Source organism: Mycolicibacterium nivoides (assembly GCF_003855255.1).
GTDB classification, from domain to species: Bacteria; Actinomycetota; Actinomycetes; order Mycobacteriales; family Mycobacteriaceae; genus Mycobacterium; species Mycobacterium nivoides.
On record NZ_CP034072.1, the window covers coordinates 3,967,923 to 3,990,650 of the forward strand.

The 22,728-nt window shown below is 67.4% G+C and carries 21 protein-coding genes; 10 read left to right on the forward strand and 11 right to left on the reverse strand.

The annotated features are described in order from the left end of the window. The first annotated feature begins 16 nt into the window (after positions 1-16). Entirely contained in the window at positions 17-922 is a 906-nt protein-coding gene (locus EH231_RS19330; protein WP_090430879.1) for a LysR family transcriptional regulator, read from the forward strand. Here the strand turns inward: EH231_RS19330 and EH231_RS19335 are convergent. The 3 genes from EH231_RS19335 to kstR2 all read right to left on the reverse strand — a co-directional run bounded on the left by EH231_RS19335 (position 887) and on the right by kstR2 (position 3,717). Further along, positions 887-1,849: a cation diffusion facilitator family transporter gene (locus tag EH231_RS19335; protein ID WP_090430592.1), complete on the reverse strand. Its 963-nt coding sequence runs from the start codon at positions 1,847-1,849 to the stop codon at positions 887-889. The two genes, EH231_RS19330 and EH231_RS19335, sit on opposite strands and share 36 nt — an antisense overlap. Positions 1,850-1,939: 90 nt before the next feature. Continuing rightward, positions 1,940-3,097: a steroid 3-ketoacyl-CoA thiolase FadA6 gene (gene fadA6 / locus EH231_RS19340; protein WP_090430590.1), complete on the reverse strand. Its 1,158-nt coding sequence runs from the start codon at positions 3,095-3,097 to the stop codon at positions 1,940-1,942. A gap of 17 nt (positions 3,098-3,114) precedes the next feature. After that, a complete protein-coding gene (kstR2, locus tag EH231_RS19345; protein WP_090430876.1) occupies positions 3,115-3,717 on the reverse strand; it encodes a TetR family transcriptional regulator KstR2 in 603 nt (200 codons plus the stop codon). A gap of 758 nt (positions 3,718-4,475) precedes the next feature. On the opposite strand from kstR2, the gene EH231_RS19355 reads away from it, so the two are divergent. Continuing rightward, on the forward strand, positions 4,476-5,180 hold the full coding sequence (locus tag EH231_RS19355; RefSeq protein WP_124714327.1) for a response regulator transcription factor: 705 nt from the start codon (positions 4,476-4,478) through the stop codon (positions 5,178-5,180). Next, positions 5,158-6,660, forward strand: a complete 1,503-nt coding sequence (locus EH231_RS19360; protein ID WP_124713104.1) for a sensor histidine kinase — start codon at positions 5,158-5,160, stop codon at positions 6,658-6,660. Before EH231_RS19355 ends, EH231_RS19360 begins: the two co-directional genes overlap by 23 nt. A 51-nt stretch (positions 6,661-6,711) precedes the next feature. On the opposite strand, the gene EH231_RS19365 is transcribed toward EH231_RS19360, so the two are convergent. Continuing rightward, positions 6,712-6,933, reverse strand: a complete 222-nt coding sequence (locus tag EH231_RS19365; RefSeq protein ID WP_175538015.1) for a hypothetical protein — start codon at positions 6,931-6,933, stop codon at positions 6,712-6,714. 225 nt (positions 6,934-7,158) lie between these two features. Continuing rightward, entirely contained in the window at positions 7,159-7,725 is a 567-nt protein-coding gene (locus EH231_RS19370) for a TetR/AcrR family transcriptional regulator C-terminal ligand-binding domain-containing protein (RefSeq protein WP_124714328.1), read from the reverse strand. Positions 7,726-7,819: 94 nt separating this feature from the next. Here EH231_RS19370 and EH231_RS19375 point away from each other — a divergent pair, with 94 nt between their 5' ends. Further along, on the forward strand, positions 7,820-8,887 hold the full coding sequence (locus EH231_RS19375) for a saccharopine dehydrogenase NADP-binding domain-containing protein (protein ID WP_124713105.1): 1,068 nt from the start codon (positions 7,820-7,822) through the stop codon (positions 8,885-8,887). Beyond that, entirely contained in the window at positions 8,887-9,801 is a 915-nt protein-coding gene (locus tag EH231_RS19380; RefSeq protein ID WP_124714329.1) for an alpha/beta hydrolase, read from the forward strand. Before EH231_RS19375 ends, EH231_RS19380 begins: the two co-directional genes overlap by 1 nt. Positions 9,802-9,815: 14 nt before the next feature. Here EH231_RS19380 and EH231_RS19385 read toward each other — a convergent pair whose 3' ends face one another. The 5 genes from EH231_RS19385 to EH231_RS19405 form a co-directional block, all read right to left on the reverse strand. Continuing rightward, positions 9,816-10,463: an AmiS/UreI family transporter gene (locus EH231_RS19385; RefSeq protein ID WP_124713106.1), complete on the reverse strand. Its 648-nt coding sequence runs from the start codon at positions 10,461-10,463 to the stop codon at positions 9,816-9,818. Continuing rightward, on the reverse strand, positions 10,463-11,221 hold the full coding sequence (locus EH231_RS19390) for a cysteine hydrolase family protein (protein WP_164480955.1): 759 nt from the start codon (positions 11,219-11,221) through the stop codon (positions 10,463-10,465). The genes EH231_RS19385 and EH231_RS19390 overlap by 1 nt, the downstream gene beginning before the upstream one ends. Positions 11,222-11,365: 144 nt before the next feature. Further along, a complete protein-coding gene (locus EH231_RS19395) occupies positions 11,366-12,913 on the reverse strand; it encodes a DUF4153 domain-containing protein (protein WP_124713107.1) in 1,548 nt (515 codons plus the stop codon). Further along, positions 12,910-13,929, reverse strand: coding sequence for a HAMP domain-containing sensor histidine kinase (locus tag EH231_RS19400; protein WP_164481218.1), 1,020 nt, complete (start codon positions 13,927-13,929; stop codon positions 12,910-12,912). The genes EH231_RS19395 and EH231_RS19400 overlap by 4 nt, the downstream gene beginning before the upstream one ends. A 14-nt stretch (positions 13,930-13,943) precedes the next feature. Next, positions 13,944-14,609 carry a response regulator transcription factor gene (locus tag EH231_RS19405; RefSeq protein ID WP_124713109.1) on the reverse strand — a complete coding sequence of 222 codons (666 nt, stop codon included), beginning with the start codon at positions 14,607-14,609 and terminating at the stop codon, positions 13,944-13,946. 144 nt (positions 14,610-14,753) lie between these two features. Between EH231_RS19405 and EH231_RS19410 the strand changes: the two genes are divergently transcribed. The 5 genes from EH231_RS19410 to EH231_RS19430 are packed head-to-tail and all read left to right on the forward strand — an operon-like array spanning position 14,754 to position 21,933. Then, the gene (locus EH231_RS19410) at positions 14,754-16,064 is read left to right on the forward strand and encodes an SWIM zinc finger family protein (protein ID WP_164480956.1); all 1,311 of its coding nucleotides are present in this window, start codon (positions 14,754-14,756) and stop codon (positions 16,062-16,064) included. After that, on the forward strand, positions 16,061-17,518 hold the full coding sequence (locus tag EH231_RS19415) for a DUF5691 domain-containing protein (RefSeq protein WP_124713111.1): 1,458 nt from the start codon (positions 16,061-16,063) through the stop codon (positions 17,516-17,518). Before EH231_RS19410 ends, EH231_RS19415 begins: the two co-directional genes overlap by 4 nt. After that, positions 17,515-18,609, forward strand: coding sequence for an ATP-binding protein (locus tag EH231_RS19420; RefSeq protein WP_090430567.1), 1,095 nt, complete (start codon positions 17,515-17,517; stop codon positions 18,607-18,609). Before EH231_RS19415 ends, EH231_RS19420 begins: the two co-directional genes overlap by 4 nt. Then, on the forward strand, positions 18,606-20,786 hold the full coding sequence (locus tag EH231_RS19425; RefSeq protein WP_241177772.1) for a DUF5682 family protein: 2,181 nt from the start codon (positions 18,606-18,608) through the stop codon (positions 20,784-20,786). Before EH231_RS19420 ends, EH231_RS19425 begins: the two co-directional genes overlap by 4 nt. Then, on the forward strand, positions 20,779-21,933 hold the full coding sequence (locus EH231_RS19430) for a VWA domain-containing protein (RefSeq protein WP_124713113.1): 1,155 nt from the start codon (positions 20,779-20,781) through the stop codon (positions 21,931-21,933). The genes EH231_RS19425 and EH231_RS19430 overlap by 8 nt, the downstream gene beginning before the upstream one ends. On the opposite strand, the gene ipdF is transcribed toward EH231_RS19430, so the two are convergent. Next, positions 21,930-22,721, reverse strand: a complete 792-nt coding sequence (gene ipdF / locus EH231_RS19435; RefSeq protein ID WP_124713114.1) for a (5R,7aS)-5-hydroxy-7a-methyl-1-oxo-2,3,5,6,7,7a-hexahydro-1H-indene-carboxyl-CoA reductase — start codon at positions 22,719-22,721, stop codon at positions 21,930-21,932. The genes EH231_RS19430 and ipdF overlap by 4 nt on opposite strands. Positions 22,722-22,728 lie beyond the last annotated feature (7 nt).

The following is a 22,728-nucleotide window of genomic DNA, read 5'->3' on the forward strand; positions in this document are numbered from 1 at the left end:
CGTGGTCGAATGGCTCATGCTGTTCCGCCAGCTCGAATACTTCGTCGCGCTCGCCCGCGAGAAGCATTTCGCCCGCGCCGCGAGCGCGTGCTACGTATCGCAGCCGGCATTGTCGGAAGCCATCCGCAAACTGGAGAACGAGCTCAAGGTTCCCCTGGTACGTCGTGGGCAGAGCTTCGAAGGCCTGACACCCGAGGGTGAGCGGCTGGTGTTGTGGGCACGCCGGATCCTGGCCGATCACGATGCCCTCATCCATGAAGTCACCGCATTGCAGACGGGCCTCACCGGAGAGCTGCGGCTCGGCGTCATCCCCGCGGCCTCGAGCACCGTGGCACTGCTCACCGATCCGTTCTGCGCCGAACATCCGCTGGTGCGGGTGCAACTGGAGAGCAGCCAGCGCTCGGCAGGGATCGTGGAGCGTCTCCGCCGGTTCGAGCTCGACGCGGGCATCATCTACCCGGACGGGCAGAACACCACCGGCCTGCTGGTCACACCGCTCTACCAGGAGCGCCAGGTGCTGATCGCCAGCAGCGAGTTGCTGACGAGCCAAGCGGATCCGACCACCTGGGCCGACGCGCTGCAACTACCGCTGTGCCTGCTGAACAAGGGGATGCGCGGCCGTCAACTCCTCGACGACGTGCTGGCCGGCCAGGGCCTCACTCCGATGCCGCGGTTGGAGGCCGATTCGGTGGTCTCACTGATGGCGCACGTCAGCACCGGTCGATGGGCCAGCATCGTCGGCCAGACCTGGCTGCGCACGTTGCGCACGCCGGACGGGGTGAGGGTGGTGCCGTTGGACGACCCGCCGGTGACTGCGACGGTCGCGCTGGTCACCAGCGCCGCCGAGCCGGGATCGGTGTTGGCCCGCGCCTTGGTCAAGACGGCGCTAGAGGTACCAGTCGGGCAGCTGCTCGGGCCGTAGTTCGGTGCGATCGCCGGGACGGGTGAGAGTCAGTACCGCGCGCACGATCTCGGGCCGGGTCTGCAGTACGTCGGCGATCGCATTGAGCCGTGCCGCGACGTTGGATTCGGCGGCGTCACCGGTCAGGTCGACCGCAGCCACCAGGTAGATACGGTCCGCCCCAACCCATTCCATGTGCAGATAGCTGACCCGTTCGATGTCGGGGTGATCGAGCAGCGCCCGCAGCACATTGTTGCGGGCGAGCGGGGTGGCCGCCTCCCCGGTCAGGAAGTCCATGTTGCGCCCGATGAGGAACAGCGCGACGCCGCCCAGCAGCACTCCGACCAGGATCGACCCGACGGCATCCCACACCGCGTTCCCGGTGAGCTGATGCACCGCGATGCCTGCAGCGGCGATCATCAGGCCGATCAGCGCCGAGAGGTCTTCGGCGAACACCGCGCGCAGCATCGGATTCGACGTCACCCTGATGTAGCGCAGCGGGTGGATACGCCGCCGCACCGCGCCCGATCGGGTCTGGCGCAGGGCTTGCGCGAACGACGTTCCCTCCAGCACGAAGGCGATGCCCAGCACCGCGTACGCCCATCCGTACGACGTCGCCTCGCCCTCCCCGGTCAGCGAGGAGATGCCGTGCCAGATCGACACCACCGCACCGACGGTGAACAACCCGAACGCGGCGAACATCGACCAGATGTAGCCCGCCCGGCCATACCCCAACCGATGTTCGGCATCAGCCGGCTTCATCGACTTGCGCGTACCTATCAGCAGGAACACCTCGTTGCCGGTGTCCGCCCAGGAGTGAGCGGACTCGGCCAGCATGGAGGCCGAGCCGGTGATGCCCGCGACCGCGGTCTTGGCGACCGCGATGAGTACGTTGGCGCCGAGCGCGACGGCGACGGTCAAGACACTCTCGTCACCCGAATCGCTCATGTCCTGGACACTAACGGGCCTGCCCCCAACGCAACGGTCCCCCGCAAGCCGGAGCTTGCGGGGGACCGTCGGCGGAAGAAATCCGTCAGATCAGAGGCGCTCGATGATCGTGACGTTGGCGGTGCCGCCGCCCTCGCACATGGTCTGCAGGCCGTAACGGCCTCCGGTGCGCTCGAGGGTGTTGAGCATGGTCGCGAACAGCTTGGCGCCGGTGGCGCCCAGCGGGTGGCCCAGGGCGATGGCGCCGCCACTCGGGTTGACCTTGGCCGGATCGGCCTTGGTCTCCTTGAGCCACGCCAGCACGACCGGCGCGAAGGCCTCGTTGATCTCGACGGTGTCGATGTCGTCGATCGACAGGCCGGTCTTCTCCAGTGCGTACTGGGTGGCCGGGATCGGGCCGGTCAGCATCATCACCGGATCGTCGCCGCGCGCGCTGATGTGGTGGATCCGGGCGCGGGGCTTCAGGTTGTACTTGTTGACCGCTTCCTCAGAGGCCAGCAGCACCGCCGCCGCACCATCGGAGATCTGGCTGGCCAGCGCAGCCGTCAGCCGGCCGCCTTCGACGAGGGGCTTCAGCGAGGCCAGCTTCTCCAGCGTCGATTCGCGCGGTCCCTCGTCGACACCGAAGTCGCCGACCGGGACGATCTCGTTGTCGAAGTGGCCGGCCCGGATCGCGGCGAACGCGCGCTGATGGCTGTTGTAGGCGAACTCCTCCATCTCCTCGCGGGAGATGTCCCACTTCTCGGCGATCATTTCCGAACCACGGAACTGCGAGATCTCCTGATCTCCGTAGCGGTGCAGCCAGTTCTTGGATTCGTTTGTGGGCGAGGTGAACCCGAACTCCTTGCCGACCACCATGGCCGAGGAGATCGGCACCCAGCTCATGTTCTGCATGCCGCCGGCCAGGATGAGGTCGGCCGTGCCCGACATGATGGCCTGGGCGCCGAAGGAGATGGCCTGCTGGCTGGAACCGCACTGCCGGTCGACGGTGACGCCGGGGACGGACTCGGGGTAACCGGCGGCCAGCCAGGTCAGGCGGCCGATGTTGCCGGCCTGCCCGCCGATGGCGTCGACGCAGCCGACGATGACGTCGTCAACGGCGCCCGGGTCGACGTCGACGCGGTCGAAGATGGCGCGGAACGCGTGCACGCCGAGGTCGATCGGGTGCACCTCGGCCAGCGAGCCGTTCTTCTTACCTACCGGCGTACGCACCGCATCGACGACATATGCCTGGGTTGTTGAAGCCATTACTAGTCTCCTTTGACCTAACGGGCGGCGGTGATTCCGCCGAGGACGATGGCGAGGTATTGCCGGCCGACCTCTTCGGCCGAAAGCGGTCCGCCCGGCTGGTACCAGCGGACCGAAACCCAGGTGGTGTCGCGGATGAACCGGTACACCAGGTCGACGTCGATGTCCTGACGGAACGAGCCGTCGGAGATACCCTGCTGCAGGATGTCCACCCACATCTTGCGCTGTTCGCGGTTGCGCTCGTCGACGAAGTCGAACTGCGGGATCGATGAGAGCCGCTTGGCCTCATCCTGGTAGATCACCACCTGCGCATGCCGGTGCTCGATCGCCTCGAAGGACGTCATGAACAGTCCGGTGAGCCGGCCCAGCGGGGTGGTCTCGCGGTCGAGGATCTCCTGGTATCGCGCGAACAGCCAGTCGAGGAAGTCCTTGAGCACTTCCTCGACCATCTGCTCTTTGGACTTGAAGTGGTGGTAGAGGCTGCCCGACAGGATTCCTGCGGAGTCAGCGATATCGCGGACTGTCGTCGCCTTCAGGCCGCGTTCGGCAAACATCGTCGCGGCAAGGTCCAGAAGCTCGTCGCGTCTGCTTGCCGGTTGGCTGGGCGTATCCGGCGCCATCGTCACAGCATAGCAACCAAGCGCTTGCTAGGTCATATTCGGGGCGGTTTGTCGCATTGCTACGTGGAAGTCACCAGGTTTGGTACTGCCCGCGTCGCCTGGCAGGTCCGGCACCCCGGCGCTCAAGTGAGGCCCGCGTCCCTTAACCAGACTTGAGCCCGGCACAGCAGAGGCTGTGCCGGGCTCAATTCGTTCTCGATCAGCAGGGCACGAACGGCGGGCAGGGACCCCGCCCCGGAGGCGGCGGCAGTCCGGGGCCACCCGGCCCCGGACCGAACCCCGGCCCACCTGGACCACCCGGTCCCGGTCCGAATCCCGGTCCACCGGGCCCACCCGGGCCGCAGGGCGCTCCGGGCGGACAAGGCGGAGGCGGCGCTGCCGCTGCAACCGCAGAGCCGATGGTCGCTGCACCGAACAGCGACAGGGCTAACAGGGCCGAACCGGCGGCGGCCCGACGCTTCGTCGTTCGCACAATTCACTTCCTCTCATCGTCGATACGCATACACATCGCCGCCGGGGCAATTCGTTGGGCGGCAGGCTAATCGTCTCGAGACGCAATATGCGGCCGCTTTGCTCTCCCTATCCCCCAGCTATGAATCGCCACGCGAGATCTGCCTCACTTTCTCCTGCAGCTACTTCATAGGTGTGCCACAGAATCACCACAGTCGACGCATAACGCGACTGAAGAGAATCTGCCGGTGCCCAGTTCCGAGGACGCCCCCGTTGAACAATCGATGCCCGCCAATGCGCGGGCCGTGATGACGCGCGCCGACGGCAGCCCGATCCAGGTGCTCGTCGTCGATGACGAACCCGGGCTGGCCGAGTTGGTGTCCATGGCGTTGCGCTACGAGGGTTGGCAGGTCTCGATCGCGGCCGATGGATCGTCGGCGATTCGCCGCGCCCACGAGAACCCGCCCGACGTCGTCGTCCTGGACATCATGCTGCCGGACATCGATGGACTCGAAGTACTCCGGAAGCTCCGCGACACGCGCCCCGGACTGCCGCTGCTCCTACTGACCGCCAAGGAGTCACTGGAAGACCGCATCGCCGGGCTCGCCGCCGGCGGCGACGACTACGTCACCAAGCCTTTCAGCGTCGAGGAACTCGTGCTGCGGTTGCGCGCGCTCATGCGCCGTACCGGTGTCTCCGAGGACACCGGGGCATCGAAAATCGTCGTCGGCGATCTGGTGCTGGACGAGGACAGTCACGAGGTCTTCCGAGGCGGAGACGAAATCACTTTGACAGCAACCGAATTCGAGCTGCTCCGGTACCTGATGCACAACTCCAGACGGGTGCTGACCAAGGCACAGATCCTCAGCCATGTCTGGAACTACGATTTCGACGGGCGCTCCAATGTCATCGAGCTGTACATCTCCTACCTGCGCCGGAAGATCGACGCCGGCCGCACACCGATGATCCACACGCTCCGCGGGTCCGGATATGTCCTCAAACCGCCTCGCTGAATCACGCTCGCCGGTCCGGCTGCGACGCCCCCGGACGTGGTCACTGCAAGCCCGCTTGCTGCTGGTCCTGGCCGGGCTGCTCACGTTCGTGTGCGTCGGCATCGGCGCCGGCACGCTGCTGGCGATGAACCACTTCCTGACCGAACAGCTGGAGCACCAGGTGTTCGACGCCGGATCACGGTCGGTGGTGTTCTACAACTTCGGACCGCCACCGTTCGTGCGGTTCGAAGGCCCCGGGCCGATGTTCCTCGACGGCCCGGGTCAGTCGGTCGGCACCGTCGGGGCTGTGGTTTCCGACGGCCACACCTCCGAGGCGGCCATCATCGCCCCCGACGGAGATCGACGGGAGCTCTCGCCCAAGGCGTTCGAGCAACTGTCCGGGATCGGGAAACAAACTCTGGTCCGCATCGATCTGGACGGACTCGGCGACTACAAACTCGTCAGTGTCGCCGCCGAGGACGGGCAGACAGTCGTCGCGGGTCTGCCGATGGCCGGTGTCACCAACACCCTGTTGTCGACGCTGGGCTTCTTCAGTGCCGTCGCGGCAACCGCGTTGATCCTGGCCACTGCTGCCGGGATCGTGATCATCCGACGCCAGTTCGCACCGCTGTCACGGGTCGCTGCCGCCGCCCACAGAGTCACTCAGCTCGAACTCGACCGCGGTGAGGTCGACCTGCCCACGCCCCTTGTTCCCGTCGATCCGGACAGTGCCCGCACCGAAGTGGGCCAACTGGGTTCGGCTTTCAACCAGATGCTCGACCGCATCGCCGACGCGCTTGCGGTGCGGCATGCCAGCGAGACTCGGGTACGACAGTTCGTCGCCGACGCCAGCCACGAACTGCGCACCCCACTGGCCTCCATCCGGGGCTACACGGAACTGGCCCGCCGCAGACTTGCCGGCTGTCCGGACGACCTGGCCCATGCGATCGAACGCGTCGACGCCGAATCCAAACGGATGACGCAACTGGTCGAAGACATGCTGTTGTTGGCGCGGATGGATTCCGGACGCCCGCTCGACTACGAACCCGTCGATCTGTCCGAGCTCGCCGTAGACGCCGTCAGCGACGCACACATCGCGGGGCCCGTCCATCGGTGGTCGGTCAACGTGCCCGACGAACCGGTCCTGGTCGCCGGAGACCGGCTCCGGCTGCACCAGATGCTGGCGAACCTGCTGACGAATGCCCGGGTGCACACGCCCCCGGGGACCCGGGTGAACACCGCCCTGCGCCGGAACGGAAACGATCAGGTGGTCTTGAAGGTGACCGACACCGGGCCGGGTATCCCGAAGGATCAACAGCCGGAGATATTCGAACGTTTCGCCCGCGGCGACTCGTCCCGGTCCCGGCGCGCAGGCAGCACGGGCCTGGGCCTGGCCATCGTGCGGGCACTCGTCAATGCCCACGACGGTACGATCGAGGTTCGGAGCGTTCCGGGCGAAACATCCTTCGCCATAACGCTTCCCGCGATCATCCCGGACTAGACGGCCCCGAGGGTGCGGCGCGCAGTCGTACGCGCCGCACCCGCAGTTTTGCTAGCGGGGGCCGGGACCGCCCGGATGACCCGGAGCGGGCGCGGGAGCGCCGGGGCCCGGAGGCGGGCACGGCTGCAGCGGTGCACACGGGGCCGGGGCCGGGCCCGGTCCGGGCGGCGGGGGCGGAGCGGCATTGGCCACCCCACTGAATCCCAATGCGGCCAGCGACATTCCACCGAGGATTGCGACTCCGCCGATCAGGCGGCGCGGATGCGACTTCATTCTCATTCCTTTCCGTGCGCGGATGTTGTTTGACATCTCCTGCACCGCAGTAACTTTGGCGCACGACGATCTCGTCACCGCAACGGAACCATCACAGTCAGCACACTATGGAAAGCCTGTGCGCGAACTATGCCTGGCATTGGAAGATATTGCCCTGCACCATATTTGATCCACTACCAGCGGATGACAGCCATGCCATAGGCCAGTGACAGCTAATTCCCATCTTCAGCAACTGCCCGCCCGCGGAACGCCGTAACCGCACGCCGTCAGCGCGGCCTCGATGGTGGCGTTCACGATCGCGTCGTCGATCGACCCGATGGCCGGTAGCACTGCGCGAAGCACCAGCGGCCCGGTCAAGAGGTCGGAGATGACCTCCGGGTGCGATGGCGGCGGAATCTCGCCGCGGTCGGCGGCGCGGGTGAGCATTGCGGCCACCGAGCGGCGACGCGGCTCCATGAAGCGTTCATAGAACGCCTCGCCGAGTGCGGCGTCGTCTCGCATATCCCCCAGCGCGCCCGCCAGTGCGGCCTGAACCATCGGGTCGACGAAGAAGTCACGCTGGAGTTCCTGCACCAGCCGCAGGTCTTCGCGGAGATTGCCGCTGTCCGGGGCGGGGTCGATCCCGAAACGGCTGATCAGCAGCGCTATGACGAGCTCTCCCGGGGTCTTGGCCCGACGGTAGATCGCCGCGCGGGTCGTGCCGGCCAGCTTGGCTATCCGATCAATGTTCACCGCCGAGTAGCCATGCGAAAGCAACACCGCCTCAGTCGCATCCGCGATGGCGGTGTCCAAGGCAGTGTCGCGCGGGCGACCTCGAATCCCTGACATGTGCTCATTGGGAACATAGCGTTGACCGATTTACGACACACACTGTACCGTAAAAATTATGGAGACAATCTGGGTACTCGGCGCGACCGGCAAGGGTGGTCGGGCAATCGCCGCTGAACTGATCGGCACCAGGGCCGATGTGGTGCTCGTCGGCCGTGACCGCGACCGGCTGGCCACCGCGGCCGCGTCATTGGGAGACCAGAACCGCACGGTCCTGGCGCCTGGGCCGTCCGAGTTGGCCACCCTGATCGCAGCCGAAAAGCCGACGGTGGTCGTGAACACCATCGGCCCGTTCGGCGAGACGACCGCGCCGCTGGCGCGAGCATGCGTGACAGCTGGGAGCCACTACGTGGACCTGGCCAACGAGCTACCGCCCGTGCAGGCGGTGCTGAACATGGATGCCGACGCGCGTAGCGCGGGGGTCACGCTGGTCACCGGGGCGGGCTTCGGAGTGCTCGCCACCGAGGCTCTCGTGATCGAGTTGGCCGGCGGTCGACCCTCGGCATCACGCGCAACCGTCGCCGCAATGCCCGTCGTCGACGGGTTGGGTTCAGCCGTGCTCTCGAGCGTGATCGATGCGGTCGCATTCGGCGGCCGCCGCTACCGCGACGGGCAGCTGCTGCGGACGCGCCTGGGTGCCGACCACGCGTGGATTCCGTTGCCGGACCTGCCCGCAATCCAGGCCCTCGCGGTCCCTACCGGTGAACTGGAAGCGGCTCACCGCGCTTCGGGCGCCGGTGACGTGGTGGCCCTGTCCAGCGAAGTGCCCAGCGGGCGACTGGCACGCGCGGCCCTACCGATGATGTCGGCGCTGCTGGCCGTACGGCCGATCCGGGCCGGGGTGCAGCGCCTGGTCGAGCGGGCCCGTCTGACTCCACCGGCGAAATCCGGCGACACCTCCTGGGCGTATGCCCGGCTGGAGTGGCCCGACGGGACACATCGCGAGGCCTGGCTGCGGACCGGTGAGGGCTACGGCTTCACCGCCAAGGTCGCCGCTCATACCGTCGCCCGGTTGAGCGACGGTCAGGGTCGTCCCGGAGCCTTCACTCCGGGGGCACTGTTCGGTGCCGACTTGGCTCGCGACGCGGGAGCACAGATCATCGCGCCGGGCACGGTGACATCGTGATGACGGGCGACGCGCTCGTCCGCCGTGAGATTCGCATCCCGGCCGGCACAGACGACCAGCTTGATGCCTGGGTGTACCTGCCCGACCGGCCAGGGCCGGTTCCGGTTGTGGTGATGGCGCACGGCATCGGAGGTATCAAGGCCGGCGGATTGGCACCGTTCGCGCAAAGATTCGCGAGCAATGGATTCGCAGCCGTCGTGTTCGACTACCGCCACTGGGGCGAATCCACCGGCCGGCCAAGGCAATTCCTCTCCATCCGTCGCCAGCTCGAGGACTACCGCAGCGCGCTGACATGGGCACGGACCCGGGACGAATTCGACGCTTCGCGAATGTTCGTGTGGGGAACCTCGTTTGCCGGCATGCACATCGTCGAGTTGGCCGCCAGCGAGCCCGGTCTGGCCGGCGCCATTGCCCAATGCCCGCTGGTGGACGGCCTCGCCGGGCTGACCAACATCCCCGTGGCCCGAGGGCTGCGCCTGACCGCACACGCGCTGGCGGATCTGGCCGGATCTGTATTCGGCCGGCCCCCGCGCTATCTGCCGATCAGCGTCCCGCCGGGACAGCTCGGGGTGATCGCAACCGACGATGCGATGGTCGGCATGGCCCGACTCGATCCCGGCAACGGCTCCTGGTCCAACGAGATCACCGCCCGGTCACTACTGGACGTGACACTGCACCGACCGGTGAAACACGCCCGGAACGCCCGATGCCCTCTGCTCATGGTCGTGGCCGAGCACGACACCATGGCTCCCACCGGACCGGCGCTGGCCGCCGCGACGAACGCACCCCTGGGCGAGCTGTACCGCAGCCGCGGCGGACACTACGACGTCTACGCCGGCGGGCTCGATCACGAAAACGTACTGCGCGTCGAGACATCCTTCCTGCAACGGCACTCCGAGACACCCACTCGCTGACCTGTCACCCAGGGTTAAGCGGGCTGGGGCACGCTCCCGACGACCGAGACCTCAGGAAGCCCTGCGGCGGCACGTCTGGACAACGCCACGGACAGGGCGGTGGCGGCCAACAGCACCACCAAGGCCACCGAACCAGCCGCCACCGACGTCGGCCACACCCCGTTCAGCAACAGGATGGCCGGCACGGTGCAGGTCGGGACTCCCAGCAGTACCAAGAACCATCCGGTGAAGTGGCCCAGGTCAATCCGGCCGGCTTTCGTCACCCCGAGCCCCAGCAGCACGAAGAAAAGCGACCACATGATGGCCCATGACGCCCAGATGACGGCGAAAACCGGATCGGTCCCGACACTCTTGATCGCGTAGTAAGCCGCGACCGCTGCCACGAACGAGCTGTACCAACCGAATCCCCGCGTATCGATGTCGAAGATCTGGATGAAGCCGAACCACAGGTAGGTGAATCCGAACAGGTAACTCGGCCAGGTCGCGTTGACGATGCCCAGATCGCCTCCAGCCTGGACCAGCACCAGGGTGGGCAGGACAACCTGGGCGGTTCCGACGAAGAGGTTCAGCGGCGCGGCTCCCCGGGGTTCGACGATCCCTATCGAGACCAGCCCGTTGACGAACAGCACCACGCCGACGAGAAGCAGTCCGATGTTTCCCATCAGCGGCCGACCCAATCCACGAACTGGTCCGAGGTGATGACCGGCGCGAAGAAGTTGTTGATCCGTTCGAACGCCGCACGCTCCTGGTCCGGATGGGCCGCACCTGTCGCGTCACCGATCACGATGGGCAACAGGCCGTGGTCGCGCGCCGCGCGGGCATTGCCTTCCACACACCAGTCGAGATGGATCCCGGTGAGCACCAACACCTCCACTCGTTGCCGGCTCAACGCACCGGGCAGGTCCGTGCCGACGAAGGCCGTCTGCAGCGCCTTCTCGTACAGCTCGTTGTCGCCGGGTTCCACCAACTCACGTAGTTCGTCCACCAGCTCGTTGTCCCAAGCGATCTGCTCGGGCGTGGCATCGATGTGTCCGGTCCACCCGTCGTACTGCGCCTTGTCGAAGTCCGTCTTGGGGTAGTCGTCGCGGAACACCGAGAACCCGATCCAGTTGAACGAGACGAAGTTCGGCGCCGAGCGTGCGGCTTTGGCCGCCTTGACGGTCGCTTCCAGGCTGCCGCGGAACGCGTGCCCCTCCGCGTACTGAACCCCACCCGGCTTGTACAGCGAGTTGGATTGGCTGATCGACAGAAAAGCGGCCGGCCGGGAGAGGATCTCGCGGAAATCAAGCCCCTCCCACTGCTTGGCCAGCGGCGGGATGGCCGCCCGGTTGTCGGCCGGATAACCCAGTGCTTCGGGGTCGAGCGCGACCGGATCGAGTGGGGTGGTTCGAGATGATCCGTTGACGGCGATTGCGGTCACTGTCTTCCCTTTCGCGAGTCTGCTTGTGGCGCAGCGATCAGCGGCCACATCGGGTTTTACGTACCCGTAACAAGCCGCACGGGAATACCTTCGACCGGCGACGGCGAGGTTGACAGTCTTTGAATCTGCGCGATTCTGGCGCACTTACCGGTAGTCGTACGACCAGTACACCGAGCAGTACTCCGGCAGATCGGTCACCACCGGACGGTCGGCTCGCGACCGCGAGAGATTGAACAGGTACCAGGGGTCACTGTCCGAGCCATCGGATCGCACGCAGGCACGGAGGTGCTCGGGCAACCGGTGCAGCGCCGGGTCGATGTCCGACGACAGCCGGGACAGGTATTCGGCGTCGAGCTGACCGTTCTGTTGGAACCGGTCGATGTTTCGATCGGCCACGAGCCGCTCGGGATTCAGCGCCGCCAACCCCAGCAGCGCCACCACACCGGCGACCAGCACCGCATGCGGCAGCCACCGGCCCGACATCCGCACCCCCGTCGCGGCGACGAGCAGGAACACCACACCCAGCCACAGCTCGATCGTCACCACCATCAGCCGATCAGTGCTGAAGCCGTATGCCTGCTGGTACAGCCACATCCGGTGAATGGCCGAGATCACCACGACAACCGATGTGGCGCAGAGTATTCCGACCAGCACCCGCAGCAGGCGACGGTCGGCCGCGTCGGCCCGGCCCGCCACCCTGATCACCACGCCGAGAACCAGCAGGGTCAGCGCCGAGACCCACAGCAGCTGCCAGAAGCCCTGCCGGGCATATTCGGCGTAGGTCAGCCCTTCGGTTTCCAGCACATGGGTGTGACCGCCGAACAGCACCGCGGCCTGCACCACCACGAACGCCAGGAACAGCGCGTCGAGCACGCCCAGCGGCAGCGCCCACTCCCAGCGAGGCACCGCCTTCATCGGCGCGGGCGCCAGGACATCGAGCCGCGGCGGGAATCGGGTCAGGTAGGCACCGCCGAGGACGAAGGACGCCACGATCCCGAAAACCACAACCCGCGCGACGGCGTCGACGCCATCGAAGGTCGGTACCAGGTTGCCGACCAGATGCGCGAAAGCCGCGTCCGCCGAAGCGAACAACGCGCCGAACACGAAAGCCAGCAGCACGGTGAGACCGATGACGACGGCGACGCGGCCCGGGTTGGCGACACCCACCCGGCTCGGCAATCCACGTCGCACCCACCCGCTCACCCGGGCCGGCAGGGCCCACGCCAGAAACGGCGCGCTGAACACCGCGGTCCAGGTCCGCCCGCCGAAAAGCGTGCACCAGCCGACGATCCAGGCCGCCATGATGCACAGCACACCCAGCCAATCTGCCGCCAGCAGCGCGGGTACCGCCAACAACGCCATGGTCAACGCCATCCCGGCCCACTCCGTGCGGGTCGGTCGACGCTCGGCAGTGCCGAACACCACGCCGAAAACCATGATCCCGACCACGAGGTAGCCGATGCTGAGCACGGATGGCCGCCACACCGCCGTCCCCACCAAACCGGCGGCGACGGCGAGGATCAGCGGTCGGCGTGGCGCCGACGACAGCGGCTCGATCGGCCATACCCGCCGTGGCCACACCGTCCACCCGGGCTCGCCCGAGCTCGGCAGCGCCGGACCGATCAGCGGTGGTATCGCCGGTTGTCCCGGATATCGTGGAGCTTCAGGAACTCCTGGAACCACAGTCGTCATGGCAACCCCTCCCCCGTCGTCGATTCGGGAATACCGACCTTGATCCGGCATCCCGCCCCGGTGTCCATCACTTCGATTACCCCGCCGTGCAATTCGACTGCCCACCGCGCGATCGCCAGCCCCAGGCCCGTGCCACCGTCAGAGGTCGCACCGCGGGTGAACCGCTCGAAGACGCGCTCACGCTCGACGGCCGCGATACCCGGGCCCTGATCCACCACTTCGAGCCGCAGGCCCGACAGCTGACGAGTAGCCAGGACCATCACCCGGCCGCCGGTCGGACTGTGCCGAATTGCGTTGTCCACCAGATTGACCACCACCTGCCGTAGCCGTGCCGGGTCGGCGACGGCCTTCAAGTCGGGCGGGGTCACCCTGATGACGACCGGTATGTCGCTCGCCGACACAGCGACGTGTTCGACGGCGTCGCGCAAAAACTCGCCGACGTCGAACCGACTGATCTGCAACGGAATCGCCCCGCCTTCGATACGGGACAGATCGAGTAGGTTGCTCACCAGCTCACCGAGGCGCTCAGTCTGAGACAGCGCGATCCGCATGGTCTGGGCGTCGGGCTCGACCACACCGTCCACCACGTTCTCCAACACCGCCTGTAGTGCCGTGATGGGCGTGCGCAATTCGTGGGACACATTGCCGATCAGGCCGCGCCGGTACTCGTCGGCAGCCTCGAGATCCGCCGCCATTTGATTGAATGCGGCTGCCAATTGACCGATTTCGTCTCGGGAGGTGGCGCGCACCCGGATGCTGTAGTCGCCGCGGGCCATCGCGCGTGCTGCCGCCGTCATCTGCCGCAGCGGCGAGGTCATCCCGTGCGCCAGGAACTGCGTCAAGATCAACGAAGTGGCAAGTGCGGCAAGCAACGCGTACCGGAACTGCCAGCTGGCGCCGACCCAGAAGGTGAACGAGGCCAGCAGGATCGCCCCGCCCACCAGCAGGCCGGTCTTGACCTTGAACGATGCGAATGGGTCCAGCGGTCGAGGCAGCCGGTCCCACAGCGCGGTCACCCGGCCGGCCAGGCTCATCGCGGGACCTCCAGGGCGTAGCCCACTCCGTGCACCGTCCGGATCAGCTCGGATCCGAGCTTGCGGCGCAGCGCCTTGACGTGGCTGTCCACGGTGCGGGTCTCCACCCCGGCGGCCCAACCCCACACGTGCTCCAGCAGGGTCTCGCGGGGCACCGCGGCCCTGGGCCGGCCGGCCAGGAACACGAGCAGATCGAATTCGGTTCGGGTGAGGTGGATCTCCCGGTCGCCCTCATGGACCCGACGCTCGCTCAGGTCGATGCGATAGTCGCCCACCGACAGCGGCTGGTCGCCGTTCGCCCGGTCCACCCGGCGCAACAGCACCCGCACCCGGGCCACCAGTTCGCGCATGCTGAACGGCTTGGTCAGGTAGTCGTCGGCACCGATACCGAGGCCGATGAGCATGTCTGTCTCGTCGGTGCGGGCAGTCAGCATCAGCACCGGCACGGGAAGCTGTGCCTGAATACGCCGGCACACTTCCAGACCGTCGAAGCCGGGCAGCATCACGTCGAGGACCACAAGATCAGGCGACGTTGCCAACGCGGTTTCCACCGCCGACGGTCCGTCGACCGCCGTCGCCACCTCGAAAGCCTCGGCACGCAGCCGGGTCGCCACCGCGGCCAGGATGGTCGGCTCGTCGTCGACCACCAGGATTCGCTTCACGAACCCGACTCTAGGTGCAGGTTGTGGCGGTCACGGGCAGTGTTTGTGAAGATCCTGTGGAGACCGTCACGAATTTGCTGTGGCCGGGTGTCGGGCGTTCTGGTTAGGCTGGCCGGGGTCACTACGCATCTGGAGGGGCGGCGGTTGGATCAGCAAACGGTGTGGTCCACCGACGAGGTACGTCAGTTTGCCGGGAAGGCGTACGCAGCGGGCCAGAAACTCGCAGGCGCCGCCGGTTGGTCCGGCACCGGTGCCACCCAAACCTTGGTTTGGGGCGACTTCCAGGGCAGCGGGCGTACCCCGTATCGCGTACAGGTCAACCTGGTGGGCCCGACGTACAAGTGCTCGTGCCCGTCGCGGCAATTTCCCTGTAAACACGTGGTCGGTCTGGTGCTGCGCTGGTGTGGCGGCAGCGTCGACGCCTCGTCGGAGGCTCCAGCGGGCGTCGTCGCGGCGCCTGCAGCTCCCGCAGCTCCGAAAGCGCCGCGTGAGGTCAGCGAGAAGGCCATCGCGGCACGCGAGCACAGCGTCAGCGAGGGTCTGGAGCAGCTCCAGCGGTGGATCGACGATCAGGTCCGCAACGGCATCGCCGGCATCAGCGCCGATCCGTACGCCGGCTGGAGTGAGCCGATCGCCAAACGTATGGTCGACGCCAAGGCCCCTGGCCTGGCGCGCTGGTTGCGCAGCCTGCCCGGCCATCTCACCCACGACGAGTGGCCACGGCTGATCATCGAGGACCTCGGGCTGATCCGGCTGCTGATCGACGCCTACCGCACCGTCGACGCGCTGTCCGAGGAGACCGCCGCTGCGGTTCGCCGCCACATCGGATTCACGGTGGGGCGGGCAGAGGTGCTGGCCGCCGACCCGGTCAACGACACCTGGCAGGTACTCGGTTACGCCGAGACCTTGGAGGATCGATACACCACCCGGCGAATGTGGTTGAGCGGCACCGCCACCGGCCTCCTGGTCAATGTGCAGTCCACCGCGCCGAGCGGGGCCAGCTTCGACAACCGGCTCACCCCCGGGCGCGAGTTCACCGGCGGCGTCTACCCGTATCCCGGCGGCCCGTCGAGCTTCCGAGTCGCAATCCCCGACGGCGACGTGCCGACCGAGCCCATCGGGCAACTCGCGGTCGCCGGCACCGGGATCGATTCGGCGCTGGCCGCACGGGCCCGCGCTCTGACGGTCGACCCGTGGTTGCTCCGGTACCCCGCGATCGTCGCCGCCCGGCCCGTAGAACTCAGCAGGCCCAAACGCCGCTACCTGGTCGATGCCGCGGGCAGCGCTCTGCCTGCGACTTGCGACGACGCCCGCTGGGCCCGACTACAGGCCGGAAGCGGCGGACGACTATTTCCGCTGCTGACCGAGATCACCACGGACGGGATCGATCCGCTGTCGATGTTGAGCGACGCGCCGCCATCGCGTCTGGCCGGCCCGGCGGTGACCGCCCTGTGAGCGATTACCAACGGATGATCTCCGCCGCCACCGTGGGATTCGGCGCGAAACCCTTACCCGACAGCACATTCGATGTTCCGGTCGACGGCAGCGTCGCGGCGGTGCGCGACGCCGGCGACCCGGTGGGGTCGGCGCTGCGGGTGGCCGGCCTCTACGCAGTCGCCCGGCGAGCCGGGCAGTTGCCGACGTCCGTCGAGACGGGCTCCGATCCGGCACCACCGGAAACCCGGCCGCTGATCACCGCTGCGCACGCCTTTCTCATCGAGCGGGCGCTCACGACCCGTCCCATCCTCGACGGTGTGCTGGCCGACATTGCGGCGGCGGGCCTCCGGCTTCCGCCGCGGCTCATCCCCGAGCTGTTGCGGATCCAGCAGAGCGGCGTTGTGACACAGGAACTCTGGGAGGCGATCGGCAACGGTGGCCAGTGGTACGCCGTCGAACACTACGGCCGCGGACATCGCGCGCTGCGCGACGTTCTGCGGGCCCGGCCCACCGAGTGGCCCAAGGAAACCGACTACACCCACGGCAACACCGCCAAACGCCTCGAATGGCTCGCCACCGCGCGCGGCCTCGACCCGGACCGGGCCCGCGACCTCGTGGCGCAGCACTGGGCGGCCGAGGACGCCGAGTCCCGGGCGGCGCTGTTGGCGGCGTTCGCGTCACCCGAACACGACGCCGACGAGCCTTTCCTGGAAGCCGCGCTCGACGACCGGGCCGCCACCGTGCGCAGTGCCGCCATCGCCGTGCTGGGTGGCCGTTCGCGTAGCAGATACCTGGACCGCATGAAAGAGCGTGCTGCTCAGATTTTCTCGGTGAAGAAGTCGTTGCTCGGGGTGAAGGTCACCGTCCATCCGCTACCCGGGCCTGACGCCGCCGCGGTTCGTGACGGGCTGAGCACCACCAAACCCGAAGCCGTCGTCGCGCGCACGCCGATCACGTTCTGGAGCGAGGTCTTCAGCGCGGTGTTACCGGAGAAGGTCGCCCGTGCGCTGTCCGACAGCGATCAGGCGGTGCTGGCCGCGCTGACCCTCAGCGCGCTGCGCGGCAACGACCCCGCCTGGGCCGTGCCGCTGTTGCAGCGTTGCCTGCCCGCCGATTACGGCACCTGCTACGACCCGTCCACCGCACATCCGGCGATCACCGCCGAGATGATCCGCGCGCTAACCAACGTCGCGGACGCCGCACCCCTGGTGCGCGTGGCCGCGGGCCTGCCCCGACCGTTCGCCCCCGACGTTGCCGCGGCACTGTTCGGATCCCTGGCAGGCACCGGCTGGGGCACGGCACGCCAACGCCGCGAGGCCGCCGCACATCTGGCGGCCGGGTATCCGCTGGACTGGCTGCGGCGCATCGCGACACTCGTCGACCACACCACAGACGAGGAACTACACAAGTTCTACGCGACCATCTTCGAGCTGCTCACCCTGCGATCCGACATTGCAAAGGAACTCCAATGACCGAAGCGCCCACGCTCCTGCGTCCGCACGCCGAGCAGTTGTTCGCCGCGGAACTCGCGGCCCTGCGCGCCGCAGATGACAAGCCCGTGCCGCCGAACTGGCTGATGTCGCCGCACGCCGTCGTTCGTTATCTGCTCGGTGGGGAAACCGTCGAGGGAGTGGAGATCACCCCGAAGTACATCGGTCCCCGGCGGATCATCGAGGTGGCCGTCGCGACACTGGCCACCGACCGGGCACTGCTGCTGCTCGGGGTGCCCGGAACCGCCAAGACCTGGGTGTCGGAGCATCTCGCCGCAGCGGTAGCCGGGGATTCGACGCTGCTGGTGCAGGGCACCGCGGGCACCGTCGAGGAAGCGGTGCGATACGGCTGGAACTACGCGCGGCTGATCGCCGAAGGCCCGTCACAGCAGGCCCTGGTTCCGTCACCGATCATGACCGCGATGCGCGACGGCAAGATCGCCCGCCTCGAAGAGCTCACCCGTATCCCGTCGGAGGTACAGGATGCGCTCATCACCGTGCTGTCCGAAAAGACCTTGCCGATACCCGAACTCGGTAGCGAGGTGCAGGCGACGCAGGGGTTCAACGTGATCGCGACGGCGAACGACCGCGACCGCGGCGTCAACGACCTGTCGTCGGCGCTGCGCCGCCGGTTCAACACCGTGGTCCTTCCGCTGCCTGCGAGCCTCGACGACGAGGTGGAGATCGTGACGCGCCGGGTGGCCGACGTCAGCGGGTCGCTGCAGCTGCCCGAGGTACCGACCTCGGCCGACGAAATCCGCCGGGTCGTCACGGTCTTCCGGGAACTGCGCTCGGGGCTGACCGCCGACGGCCGCAACAAGCTCAAGCAGCCGTCGGGCACCCTGTCCACCGCCGAGGCGATCTCGGTGGTCACCCAGGGCATCGCGATGTCGGCGCACTTCGGCGACGGAGTGCTCCGGCCGGCAGACACCGCAGCCGGCATCGTCGGCGCGGTCGTGAAGGATCCGGTCAACGACGCGGTGGTGTGGCTGGAATACCTCGAAGCAGTGGTGCGTGAACGCGACGGCTGGGCCGACTTCTACCGGGCATCGCGGGACGTCCTGCACTCGTGACCACCCACGTCCTGGGTATCCGGCACCACGGTCCCGGATCCGCGCGTGCCGTGGTGTCGGAGCTGGACCGCATCCAGCCGGACATCGTGGTGATCGAAGGGCCGGCCGATGCGGACCGGCTCGCCACCGACGTGGATGACACCGACATGGTGCCACCGGTGGCGATCATGGCCTATGCGGTCGATGACCCCGCGGTGTCGGCGTTCTGGCCGTTCGGCGGCTTCTCGCCTGAGTGGCAGGCGCTGCTGTGGGCCGCCCGCCACCGGGTGCCGGTGCGATTCTGCGATCTGCCCGCGGCCACTGTGCTGGCTCAGCGCGACCAGCGGCACGCGGACGTATCGCGGGTTCGGGTCGATCCGATCGCGGCGCTCGCCGATGCAGCGGGTTACGACGATCCCGAACGCTGGTGGGACGATGTGGTCGAATCCCGCACGGATGGAAGCGGATTCGAGGCGATCACCGAGGCCATGGGGACGGTGCGGGAGCTCGAACCCGACGAGGACGACGTAGTGGAGCAGCAGCGCGAAGCACACATGCGTCAGGTGATCCGCAAAGCCGTCAAGGAATTCTCGACGGTGGCCGTGATCTGCGGGGCCTGGCACGCTCCCGCATTGGCAGGGAAACTGCCCCCGGCAAGCGCGGATTCGGCAATGCTGCGCGGCCTGCCCAAGGTCAAGTCAGCGACGGTGTGGGTGCCGTGGACGCATTCGCGGCTGGCCGCGGCGTCGGGCTATGGCGCGGGTATCCGCTCGCCCGGCTGGTATCAGCACGCGTTCGTGGAGCGGGAACGTCCGGTGGAAACCTGGCTCACGCTGGCGGCCAGGGCATTACGCGACCACGACATCTTCGTCTCCTCGGCCCACGTCATAGAAGGAGTCCGGCTGGCCAACGCGCTGGCCGCGATGCGGGGCCGGGCCCATCCCGGGTTGAGTGAGGTCAACGAGGCCACCGAATCCGTGCTGTGCGAAGGATCCGACACCCGATTCGGGCTGATCGTGCGCGAACTGGTGATCGGGGAACGGCTGGGCGGCATTCCCGAACATCTGCCGATGGTGCCGCTGCTCGCCGACATCACCAAGCAACAGAAGGCATTGCGCCTCAAACCCGACGCAGGTGCCAAGCAGGTCACCCTCGACCTGCGCAAGCCGAACGACCTCGCGAAGTCCCATCTGCTGCATCGGCTCGCCGTGCTCGACATTCCGTGGGGCGAACCCGAGCTGACCACCGGGCAGGGCACGTTCAAGGAAGCCTGGACCCTGCAGTGGCAACCCGAGTTCGCCGTGAAGGTCGTGGTGTCGTCGGTATGGGGCAACACGGTGTACCGCGCCTGCAAGGCCAAACTGGCCGATAGCGCTGAGAACGCTACGCATCTGGGACAGGTCACCGCGGCGATCGAGGCCGCTCTGCTCGGTGGGATCGACGAAGCAGTCCCGCAACTGCTCGCGATCCTGGAGAACAAGGCCGCCGTCGACCGGGACCTCACGGAGCTCATGGCGGCCCTGCCCGCGCTGGCCCGGTCATTGCGCTACGGCGATGTGCGCCGCACCGACGCGGGTGCGCTCGGTGTGGTCACCACGTCGCTGCTGCGCCGCGTCAACGTCGGCCTGCCCGCGACGCTGACCGGGCTCGGCCCGGACGCGGCCGCCGAGATGCTCGCGCACGTCAACGCGGTCACCGACACCGTCGACCTGCTCGATGCCGACATCCGCGGGGAGTGGCTGGCCACGATCGCGCGTCTGGCCGATCGCGACGATCTGCACGGCAGCCTGGTCGGCCGTTTCGTCCGCATCGGCGTCGACGGAGCGGTGTTCACCACCAGCGAAGCAGCGCGACGCATGCGCCGCGCCTTGAGCATCGGGGCACCGGCCGACGAGAAGTCGGCCTGGATCGAGGGTTTTCTGTCCGGCAGCGGGCTGCTGCTGGTGCATGACACCGAACTGCTTTCTGTTATCGACGAATGGCTGACCGGTTTGACGGCAACGGAGTTCACCGACGTATTGCCGCTGGTGCGTCGGACCTTCAGCACCTTCGACGCGGGCATCAAACGCAACATCGGGCATGCGGTGGCCACGGCAGGCTCCGCTGTCCGCACCGAATTCGCCATCGACGCCGAACGCGCCCGCCCCGCGGTGATCGCGGCGGCGGCCATCTTCGCACGAGGTATCGCCCATGACTGACGAGACCATCGCCGACGAACGGGACCGCCGGTGGCGGCTGGTGCTGGGGTCGGACGCGGAGTCACTGCCGAGCCTGCAAGGCGGTGATGTCGAGATGGACAAAGCGCTGTCGGCGCTCTATGACCGCAGAGGGGGACTCGGCGGTTCGGCTCCATCGGTGGCGCGTTGGCTGGGCGATATACGAAAGTACTTTCCCAGCACGGTGGTTCAGGTGATGCAGCAGGATGCCATCGAACGGCTCAACCTGCGCATGCTGCTGCTCGAACCGGAGATGATGGACAGCGTCGTACCGGACCTGTCATTGGCCACCACGCTCATCACGCTGGGGCAGGCCATTCCCGACGAATCCAAGGCATCGGCCCGGGCCCTGGTGCGTAAGGTCGTCGAGGACATCGAGCGGCGCATCGCCGACGGCACCCGGGCCACGCTGCGCGGGGCGCTGTCCCGCAATGCCCGCACCAGCCGTCCGCTGGCGTCCGACATCGACTGGAACCGCACCATCGCGCGCAACCTGAAGACGTTTCAGCCCGAACTGAACACGATCATCCCCGAACGGCTGGTCGGGTTCCGCCGCGCCGGCCGCTCGGTGACCAAGGACATCGTGCTGGCCATCGACCAGTCCGGTTCGATGGCCGAATCGATCGTGTACTCCGCGGTTTTCGGCGCGGTGATCGCCTCGATGCGGTCGCTGCGCACGTCGCTGGTGGTATTCGATACCGAAGTCGTCGACCTCACCGGCCTGCTCGACGACCCCGTTGACGTGCTGTTCGGCACTCAACTCGGCGGCGGCACCGACATCAACCGAGCCATCGCGTACTGCCAGACCCTGATCACGCGCCCGGCCGACAGCATCTTCGTGCTGATCTCCGACCTCTACGAGGGCGGTGTCCGCGACGAGATGCTCGCCCGCGTCAGGCAACTCGTGGACGCGGGCGTCCAGGTGGTCGTGCTGCTGGCGTTGTCCGATTCGGGCGCACCGTCGTTCGACCGCGAGATCGCCGCCGATCTGGCCGCCATGGAGATCCCGGCGTTCGCCTGCACGCCCGACGCGTTTCCCGAGCTGCTGGCACTGGCCATCAACAAGGGCGACATCCGCGGCTGGGCGGACCGCACCGGCCTCGCCCAGCGCGGGATGGACGCGCCCTAGGCCCGCTGGCTGGAAACCGAGATGACCTCGCCGGTCAGGTAGCTCGAGTAGTCGCTGGCCAGGTAGGCGATGGTGGTGGCGATCTCCCACGGCTCGGCCGCGCGACCGAACGCCTCGTCCGAGGACAGCCGGTCCAGCAGGGCCGCATCGGCCGAGCGCTCCAGGAACTTGTGCCGCGCGATGCTCGGCGAGACCGCGTTGATCCGCACCCCGAACTCGACGGCTTCGATTGCGCTGCAACGGGTCAGTGCCATCACGCCGGCCTTGGCGGCCGCGTAGTGCGACTGCGAGTGCTGCGCGCGCCAGCCGAGAACACTGGCGTTGTTCACGATCACACCGCCGTGCTCGACGTCCCGGAAGTAGCGCAGGGCCGCGCGGGTGGCCCTCATCACCGAGTTCAGTGTGACGTTCAGGACCCGGTCCCACTCGTCGTCGGTCATGTCGACCAGCGGGGTCTCCCCGCCCAGACCGGCGTTGTTGACCAAAACGTCCAGGCGACCCATCTTTTCGACCGACCGGGCGATGAGTGCGTCCACCGCCTCGGTGGAGGTGACATCGCAGACCACGGCCTCGACCCGGCCCAGGCCGAGCTCTGCCAACTGATCGCGGGTCTCGTTCAGGCGTCGCTCGTGGTAGTCGGACACCACGACGTCGGCGCCCTCCAGCAGAGCGCGGCGCGCGGTGGACGAGCCGATACCGGTACCCGCGGCGGCGGTGACCAGGACGACCTTGCCCGCCAAAAGGCCGTGGCCCTCGACCTCATTCGGAGCGATGGACAGATTAGTCATACTTCTC

Coding starts and splice junctions, on each gene's coding strand:
- EH231_RS19330 (WP_090430879.1), top strand. CDS start 17: ATGCTGTTCCGCCAGCTCGAATACTTCGTCGCGCTCGCCCGCGAGAAG.
- EH231_RS19385 (WP_124713106.1), bottom strand. CDS start 10,463: ATGGGAAACATCGGACTGCTTCTCGTCGGCGTGGTGCTGTTCGTCAAC.
- EH231_RS19365 (WP_175538015.1), bottom strand. CDS start 6,933: ATGAAGTCGCATCCGCGCCGCCTGATCGGCGGAGTCGCAATCCTCGGT.
- EH231_RS19430 (WP_124713113.1), top strand. CDS start 20,779: ATGACTGACGAGACCATCGCCGACGAACGGGACCGCCGGTGGCGGCTG.
- fadA6 (WP_090430590.1), bottom strand. CDS start 3,097: ATGGCTTCAACAACCCAGGCATATGTCGTCGATGCGGTGCGTACGCCG.
- EH231_RS19420 (WP_090430567.1), top strand. CDS start 17,515: ATGACCGAAGCGCCCACGCTCCTGCGTCCGCACGCCGAGCAGTTGTTC.
- kstR2 (WP_090430876.1), bottom strand. CDS start 3,717: ATGGCGCCGGATACGCCCAGCCAACCGGCAAGCAGACGCGACGAGCTT.
- EH231_RS19375 (WP_124713105.1), top strand. CDS start 7,820: ATGGAGACAATCTGGGTACTCGGCGCGACCGGCAAGGGTGGTCGGGCA.
- EH231_RS19395 (WP_124713107.1), bottom strand. CDS start 12,913: ATGACGACTGTGGTTCCAGGAGTTCCTGAAGCTCCACGATATCCGGGA.
- ipdF (WP_124713114.1), bottom strand. CDS start 22,721: ATGACTAATCTGTCCATCGCTCCGAATGAGGTCGAGGGCCACGGCCTT.
- EH231_RS19355 (WP_124714327.1), top strand. CDS start 4,476: ATGACGCGCGCCGACGGCAGCCCGATCCAGGTGCTCGTCGTCGATGAC.
- EH231_RS19380 (WP_124714329.1), top strand. CDS start 8,887: ATGACGGGCGACGCGCTCGTCCGCCGTGAGATTCGCATCCCGGCCGGC.
- EH231_RS19335 (WP_090430592.1), bottom strand. CDS start 1,849: ATGAGCGATTCGGGTGACGAGAGTGTCTTGACCGTCGCCGTCGCGCTC.
- EH231_RS19360 (WP_124713104.1), top strand. CDS start 5,158: ATGTCCTCAAACCGCCTCGCTGAATCACGCTCGCCGGTCCGGCTGCGA.